Below are 6,194 nucleotides of genomic sequence, written 5' to 3'. Positions count from 1 at the left end.
CGAGTCAACGCTTAGCGCCGTTGCTGAAAGCTTCGTAAACAGCCTAAATGAAAAAGAGAACGATGGTGCAACGTATCGTTACGACATCCTGCCAGAAGAAGAAGGTAGCGAATTCTTTATTCAGATCACCATGCGTATGCACGGCATCGACTACTTCTACAAACTGAACCAGGAGTTCATCGATTCTACCGAGTACGCGAAAATTCGTGACCTGAATGAATCTATCAACGACATGATGAATGACTCAGCATACATTCAGCGTGGTGAGAAGAAGCAGCCGGTAGGGTCATTTAAAGATGCCCTTGAATGGCTGATGGGTGAAGCTAAGCGCGGTCAGTATATTCAACGTTATAAAGGACTGGGTGAAATGAACCCTGATCAGTTGTGGGAAACAACGATGGACCCTGACAGCCGCCGTATGCTTCAGGTTACCGTTGAAGACGCCATCGCTTGTGACCAGTTATTCACAACATTGATGGGGGACCAGGTAGAGCCACGCAGAGCATTCATCGAGCAGAATGCACTGAAGGTAGAAAACCTCGACGTGTAGATTAATAATAAGCAGAACAAGGGTGGCATTAGTCACCCTTTTTTATTGTAAATACAAAATGCCGTGTGCATTTAAGAAGGTTAGTGGATGCACACTAAGTCAGGCACCGTCCGGCAAAAAATGACTCATAACCAGAACTGTAAGCACTGAGGCACTGATGGAACAGAATAGCGAAATACTTGATGAAACTCAGGCAAAGAGAAAAACCGTTGTTTTTGACTTCGATAAAACGCTGTTCAATGGTGATTCCGGATATTTGTTCTACCGGTATCTGATTTGCGCATCCAAAAGGAAGGTCGTTCTGTTTCTTCTTTTATTCCCGCTGATGCTTATTCTATTTGCGTTCAGAAAAACCAGATTGATGTCGTTGCACCTTGTGTGCTGGTTGGCTACGTTGGGCGTGACAGGTAAGGGCCTCAAAGAAAGGTTGAGTGAATACTATCAGCAACTATCTGAAAAGCAGGACGTACTGATTTATGAAAGTGCATTGGACGAGATAGTAAAAAGACAAAGGGAAGGTTACAGGATTGTTATCATTACCGGAGCCCCATCCTGGCTGGCAAGATATATCGCACGGCAATGCCGTATTCCTTTTGACAGGATAATCGGCTCGCGTCTCACACATGCATTCTATGGTCTGTTTACTTCAGAATACTGCTTTGGCAAAAATAAACTGACGATGGCTACACAGAAAAAAGAATGTTTTGAACAATGGGTGCACGGTTATACAGACAGCTTGTCTGACATGCCTGTTATGGATAAATGCACGGAAAGCATTACGCTTATCAATCCCTCTGAAAAGTTAAAAGGTCGGGCAGAGCAACTCGCCGGGGAGAAAGTCAGAGTGGCGGAGTGGGTGTAATTAAGGGTAAGAATGAGAGATAAAAAAGCGGCTTCATAATGAAGCCGTTTTTGTTTACGCTTTCGGTGTAACCAGCAGCATAACCTCACCGCCACTGGCAGGGGTGAAGGTAAAACGATACACACCGGTTTTCTCGGGTGTGAACTGCAGGTTTTCAGATTCGGTGCCGCAGACCATATAAATGGAAGACTGCACCATGACAACCTGACCTTTGTAGCGGGCACCACAAGTTTGATCCGGCGTCCAGAAACCGTCAGATAAACGGAAGTCATAGGGTTGACCATCAGCAATCAAATCAACATCCACGTACCAGCCTTGTGAACCTTCCTTTAACTGATATTTGGCATTGGCTTCCCACCAGTTAAAAACACCACGCAGGTAAAGGTTCTCAAATTTAATTTCCGGCGGCTCCATGATGCCGGGTAAACTGACTACGCTCCGGCTGCTACAACCGGAAAGGAAGACAAACACTAATAAAAAAGCGAACTTTTTATTCACTGTGACTCCACTAAAAAAATGCCCGACATTGATGTAGCCGGGCATCGTTAAAAAGGCGATACCAGTTACTGTTTAGTCAGTAACGAAATATCAGCGGTTTCAAGGAACTGCTGTCTTAATACAGACAACAAGGCCAGCCGGTTGTTCCGTACGGATTCATCTTCAGCCATTACCATGACATTATCAAAGAAGTTATCAACGGCTTCCCTGAGAGTCGCCAGAGCGCTCAGCACAGCATTATAGTCCTGTGAAGCAACACCAGCTTTCACTTCAGCCTGAACACCTTCCAGCGCTTCGTACAGTGCTTTTTCAGCATCTTCCTGAAGTAGTGTGGTGTCTACAGACCCTGCAACATTACCTTCCTGCTTGGCGAGAATGTTCGCAACACGTTTATTGCCTGCTGCAAGTGCTTCTGCCTCTTCCCGTTCCTTAAACGCGGCTACCGCCTGAACACGTGCTGCGTAGTCTGCAGGACGGGTAGGACGACGGGCTGCAACGGCCTGAATAACATCAATACTCACACCCTGGTCCTGTAACAGGGCAACAAAGCGTCCAAGTACGAAATCAACGACCTGCGTTTCGGTGTCTGCATTGGTAAGCTTATCGCCATACACTTCAACAGATTTAGCCACCAGAGTTTCAAGATCCAGTGCTAAGTCCTTTTCAGTGATGATACGCAGTACGCCAATCGCTGCGCGGCGAAGTGCGAAGGGGTCCTTGTCACCTTTAGGTAACTGACCGATACCAAAAATACCCACCAGCGTATCCAGTTTATCTGCAAGAGATACTGCGGCGCTGACACCGGATAACGGTAATTCATCGCCGGCAAAGCGGGGCATATATTGTTCATACAATGCGTCAGCTACAAGAGGGGCTTCACCATCATTGATAGCGTAGTACTTACCCATGACGCCCTGTACGTCCGGAAACTCCATGACCATCTGCGTCATTAAATCCGTTTTTGCCAGTAAACCGGCACGCGCAGCTGCTTCAGTGTCATCACCTGTCTGCTCAGCGATAAATGCTGACAACGCAGAGATGCGGTCAGATTTATCTTTAAGCGTACCCAGTTGTTTCTGGAATAATACGGTTTCAAGACTGCCAAGACGACTCTCCAGCGAGGACTTCTTATCAGTGTTGAAGAAGAATTCCGCGTCAGCAAGTCGAGGGCGGATAACCTTTTCGTTACCGGAAATAACCTGAACAGGATCCTGAGATTCAATATTACTGACAAACAGGAAACGGTTATCCAGCGCACCGTCTGCTGATAACAGAGGCACATACTTTTGATCATCTTTCATGGTGTAGATAAGTGCTTCTTTGGGCACTTCCAGGAAAGACGCTTCAAAAGATGCCTGCATAACTACCGGCCATTCAACGAGAGAGGCGATCTCTTCCAGCAGACTTTCATCATAGTCAGCTTTCAGGCCCAGAGAGTCAGCGGCCTTTTCCAGTTCGTTACGGATGTACTCAGCACGCTCAGAAAAATCAGCAATAACGTAGTGAGATTTCATGGCTGCAGCGTAGCTATCAGCATGGTCAAGTTCAAACGTAGCTTCACCATGGAAGCGGTGGCCCTGAACTACGCGACTGCTGGCTTTACCTAATACAGTCAAAGGTAACAGTTCGGCGCCGTACAAAGCAGTAACTGTGTGTACCGGACGAATAAACTGAGTTGTTGAACTTCCCCAGCGCATTGCTTTAGGTATAGGTAGCTTACTGATGGCCTGATTCACCAGACCTTCAATGAGTTCACCGATGCCTTGTCCTTCGACACTGGCGCGGTACAACAACCACTCGCCTTTATCTGTGACCATACGTTCTGCATCAGCAACTTCAATGCCATTGCCCCGTGCCCAGCCCATGGCCGCTTTAGTCGGATTGCCGTCGGCGTCGAATGCTGCTGACACGGCAGGGCCACGTTTTTCTACCACTTTGTCTTCCTGCGACCCGGCAAGATCAGATACAGATACTGCCAGACGACGGGGAGCAGCAAACCAGTGTATACCTGAGTAGGCCAGTTCTGCGTTATCCAGTGCTGCCTGCATATTAGCAGCAAAGCTCTCACCCAATGACTTAAGGGCTTTAGGTGGCAATTCTTCTGTACCAATTTCTACCAAAAGATTTTCAGTGCGCACGATTACTGCTCCTTATTACACAATGGGAAGCCGAGGGCTTCGCGGGCCTGGTAGTAGCTTTCAGCACAAGCTTTTGCCAGCGTCCGGACACGTAAAATATAACGCTGTCTTTCAGTCACTGAGATGGCGTGACGGGCGTCGAGCAAGTTAAATGCGTGAGACGCCTTCATTACCTGCTCGTAGGCAGGCAGTGGCAGATTCTTTTCAATCAGTAACTGGCTGGCTGCTTCACATTCATCGAAAGTCCTGAACAGGAAGTCTACGTTGGCATATTCGAAGTTATAGGCTGACTGTTCCACTTCGTTCTGGTGGAAAACATCGCCGTAAGTCACTTTACCCATCGGACCGTCAGTCCAGACTAAATCGTAGATACTGTCTACGCCCTGAACGTACATCGCGAGGCGTTCCAGACCGTAGGTGATTTCTCCGGTAACCGGTTTGCACTCCAGACCACCCACTTGCTGGAAGTAAGTGAACTGAGTCACTTCCATGCCGTTTAACCAGACTTCCCAGCCCAGACCCCATGCACCCAGGGTAGGGGATTCCCAGTTATCTTCTACGAAGCGGATATCATGCACCAGCGGATCAAAGCCCAGCTCTTTTAGTGAGCCCAGATATAACTCCTGAATATTATCAGGAGACGGCTTCAGCATGACCTGAAACTGATAATAGTGCTGCAGACGATTGGGGTTTTCGCCATAACGGCCGTCTGTAGGACGGCGGCAAGGTTGTACATAAGCACTGCTGATAGGCTCCGGGCCTAAAGAACGCAGGAATGTCATCGGATGAAATGTACCTGCACCTACTTCCATATCCAGAGGCTGGATAATCACGCAACCCTGGCGTGCCCAGTAATCCTGCAGTGCGAGGATCAAACCCTGAAAGGTTTTAATATCGTATTTCTGCATGTTTGCTGCTTATAACTGACCAATGTAAAGGTGGAGTAGTATACAATTTGTAAGCTGATGAATGTAGGCTGAAACAGCGAAAACTGATTAAAAAGCGCGTAATTAAAAGGAGAAACGCCATGACAGTGCCACCTGATGTTAACCGTTGCGGTTGGGTGTCTGATGATGAGGAGTATAAGCTTTATCATGACACGCACTGGGGGCGGCCGGAAATGGACGACATTTCACTGTTTGCAAAGCTTTGCCTTGATGGTCAGCAGGCCGGATTGTCCTGGATCACCATTCTGAAAAAGCAAAAAAATTACGAAACACTGTTTCATCAGTTTGATCCGGAAAAAATAGCGCAAATGGGGGAGCAGGATGTTGAACGTCTGATGCAGGAACCCGGTATTATTCGTAACAGACTTAAAATCAAAGGCATCATTGCGAACGCAAAGGCATATCTGGCCATTACAGAGAATATCTCATTCAGAGATTACATCTGGCAGTTCACTGACCATAAAACCATTATTAACAGCTGGCAGAATTATAAAGATGCTCCGGTAAGTTCAGCAGAGTCCGTACTGATGGCAAAGACACTGAAAAAAGCTGGTTTTAAATTTGTCGGAGAAACGATTTGCTATGCTTACATGCAGGCGGTAGGAATGGTAAACGACCATACGGTCACCTGTCATTGTTACCAGCCGTGTTGCGAGGAGGCGAGGCGTTAGCCGTTGCAGGGCTGCGGCCGTGTTAAATACGGCCGCAAAGAGAGCTGTCAGTTATTTCGACGCTGAAGTACGTTGGCTGAGGTTTTCGCTCCAGCTTCTTATCGCATCCAGTTCCCTTAGAACGCGGGATTCGTATTCAGATTCAATCTGCTCCCGTGCATCATCCTGCTTCTTACGCTCTTTTAACGGAAGCTTCTTGCGCTCCTCCAAAATAGCAAAGCCACTGATTTCCACGTACAAAGCATGAATGTGAGGAAACTCAGAGCGGTAATCAGGCGGGGTTTCCAGTGGTAAAGCGTTTAACAGCTTCGTGATCCGGATAGCACCTTCAGATAACTCACATTGTTGTTGCTGCATCGCTTTGCTGATGACAATAATGCTTTCTGTAATGTTTTCTATCCGTCCGTCGCGGGCCGCTTTATGCCGCTCATTTTGTTGTTTAAGCATGAAAAGCAAACGGCCTGCGTAAAAACCGAGGCCGAGAATAATGACTAAACCGGCAATGATAGCAATGGTTAACCACATAAA

Annotated in this window: 6 protein-coding genes and 1 pseudogene; 3 read left to right on the top strand and 4 right to left on the bottom strand. The window is 47.3% G+C overall.

The features are described from left to right. Both gyrB and AC4PME_RS15875 read left to right on the top strand, forming a co-directional pair. Positions 1–550, top strand: a pseudogene (gene gyrB, locus AC4PME_RS15880) (DNA gyrase subunit B); the annotation flags it as partial. A 157-nt stretch (positions 551–707) separates the two neighbouring features. Then, on the top strand, positions 708–1,412 hold the full coding sequence (locus AC4PME_RS15875) for an HAD family hydrolase (RefSeq protein WP_119499419.1): 705 nt from the start codon (positions 708–710) through the stop codon (positions 1,410–1,412). A 54-nt stretch (positions 1,413–1,466) separates the two neighbouring features. Here the strand turns inward: AC4PME_RS15875 and AC4PME_RS15870 are convergent, their stop codons facing one another. The 3 genes from AC4PME_RS15870 to glyQ form a co-directional block, all read right to left on the bottom strand. Then, entirely contained in the window at positions 1,467–1,910 is a 444-nt protein-coding gene (locus AC4PME_RS15870) for a hypothetical protein (protein WP_119499421.1), read from the bottom strand. A gap of 65 nt (positions 1,911–1,975) precedes the next feature. Next, positions 1,976–4,048 (bottom strand): glycine--tRNA ligase subunit beta, encoded by a 2,073-nt coding sequence (glyS, locus tag AC4PME_RS15865; RefSeq protein ID WP_491044879.1) that lies wholly within the window; start codon positions 4,046–4,048, stop codon positions 1,976–1,978. Positions 4,049–4,050: 2 nt separating this feature from the next. Continuing rightward, complete coding sequence (gene glyQ, locus AC4PME_RS15860; RefSeq protein WP_119499425.1) at positions 4,051–4,956, bottom strand: glycine--tRNA ligase subunit alpha; 906 nt, start codon at positions 4,954–4,956, stop codon at positions 4,051–4,053. Positions 4,957–5,075: 119 nt separating this feature from the next. On the opposite strand from glyQ, the gene AC4PME_RS15855 reads away from it, so the two are divergent. Continuing rightward, positions 5,076–5,666: a DNA-3-methyladenine glycosylase I gene (locus AC4PME_RS15855; RefSeq protein WP_491044880.1), complete on the top strand. Its 591-nt coding sequence runs from the start codon at positions 5,076–5,078 to the stop codon at positions 5,664–5,666. 51 nt (positions 5,667–5,717) lie between these two features. On the opposite strand, the gene AC4PME_RS15850 is transcribed toward AC4PME_RS15855, so the two are convergent. Further along, positions 5,718–6,191 (bottom strand): DUF2489 domain-containing protein, encoded by a 474-nt coding sequence (locus AC4PME_RS15850; RefSeq protein ID WP_490710431.1) that lies wholly within the window; start codon positions 6,189–6,191, stop codon positions 5,718–5,720. Between the last annotated feature and the right edge of the window lie 3 nt (positions 6,192–6,194).

The organism is Alteromonas sp. (assembly GCF_984505615.1).
Note: the sequence above shows the minus strand (reverse complement) of the source record. Positions and strands in the feature narration are given on the sequence as shown.

What these genes read in the sequence shown, in the direction of transcription:
- AC4PME_RS15875 (WP_119499419.1), top strand. Translation starts at nt 708, where the DNA reads ATGGAACAGAATAGCGAAATACTTGATGAAACTCAGGCAAAGAGAAAA.
- glyQ (WP_119499425.1), bottom strand. Translation starts at nt 4,956, where the DNA reads ATGCAGAAATACGATATTAAAACCTTTCAGGGTTTGATCCTCGCACTG.
- AC4PME_RS15855 (WP_491044880.1), top strand. Translation starts at nt 5,076, where the DNA reads ATGACAGTGCCACCTGATGTTAACCGTTGCGGTTGGGTGTCTGATGAT.
- AC4PME_RS15850 (WP_490710431.1), bottom strand. Translation starts at nt 6,191, where the DNA reads ATGTGGTTAACCATTGCTATCATTGCCGGTTTAGTCATTATTCTCGGC.